The sequence below is a fragment of the Alkalibacterium sp. MB6 genome (assembly GCF_009935905.1).
Lineage (GTDB): Bacteria > Bacillota > Bacilli > Lactobacillales > Carnobacteriaceae_A > Alkalibacterium.
Window position 1 is genome coordinate 1 of the sequence record NZ_PREX01000063.1, and the last position, 1,328, is coordinate 1,328.

At 41.0% G+C, this 1,328-nt stretch carries 1 pseudogene; it reads left to right on the forward strand.

From position 1 onward, the window contains the following. The first annotated feature begins 99 nt into the window (after positions 1-99). A pseudogene (locus C3945_RS11665) lies at positions 100-1,266 on the forward strand (IS256 family transposase). The last annotated feature ends 62 nt before the right edge of the window (positions 1,267-1,328 follow it).

The following is a 1,328-nucleotide window of genomic DNA, read 5'->3' on the forward strand; positions in this document are numbered from 1 at the left end:
GATAAAGTCCATATAATTGTGTAAAAGCAAAAAGGCCATGTAAGGTCCTTTTACGGTACAATGTTTTTAACCACAAAAACATACCCAGGAGGACTTTACATGACCCAAGTACATTTTACACTGGAAACAGAAGATATTCAAAACTTAATTGACCATTCGGTCAAAGATAATGCAGCCAAGCAAATCCTACAAACCGTTTTTAACAGATTAATGGAAGAGCAGCGTACGGAGTACATTCAAGCCAGTAGCTACGAACGATCAGATGACCGCACTAGTCAGCGTAACGGCTATTATAACAGAGAGTTGACGACTCGTGTGGGTACGCTAGAGTTGAAAGTCCCTCGCACGCGTGACGGTTAATTTTCTCCGACTGTATTTGAACGTTATCAGCGTAACGAGAAAGCTCTTATAGCTTCTATGTTAGAAATGTATATCTCTGGTGTATCAACTCGAAAAGTGTCTCAAATTGTTGAGGAACTGTGCGGTAAATCAGTCTCTAAATCTTTTGTTTCTAGCTTAACAGAGCAACTAGACCCGCTGGTCTCCGAGTGGCAAAACCGCTCTCTATCAGACACAGTATTTCCTTACATTATGACCGACGTCATTTACATCAAGATTAGAGAACATCGTCGTGTGGTATCTAAAAGCTGTCATATAGCCGTAGGCATCTCTGAAGATGGTGAGCGAGAGATCATCGGCTTCATGATACAAGATAACGAAAGTGACGAAACCTGGTCTCTCTTTTTCGACTACCTTAAAGCCAGAGGGTTAAATGGCGTAAAGCTAGTGATCTCTGATGCCCACAAGGGCTTAGTTAAAGCAATCAAACAGTCATTTACTCTTGCTTCATGGCAACGATGTCAGGTACACTTTATGCGCAATATCCTTAGTTCTATTCCTAAGAAAGAGTCAAAACCTTTCAGAGAAGCGATTAAGGGGCTGTTTAAATTGACGGATATTGAAATGGCCCGAAAGGTCAAGAATACTCTGGTCAACGACTATATAGAACAACCGAAATACCGAAAAGCCTGTGAAAAGCTGGATGAAGGTTTCGAAGATGCCTTCCAATACTTAGTGGTTGGACAGGCTCAATCAAGATTAAAGAGCACGAACCTGCTTGAACGGTTAAACCAAGAAATTAGACGCAGAGAGAAAGTGATTCGAATCTTTCCCAACCACGGCTCTGCCAACCGATTAATTGGTGCAGTTCTTATTGATTGTCACGAAGACTGGCTAAGTTCAACTCGAAAATATATTCAATTTTGACCGCAAGGTTAAGACACGAAAACAGTGTACTGTATTTTACACAATATTATGGACTTGACTGG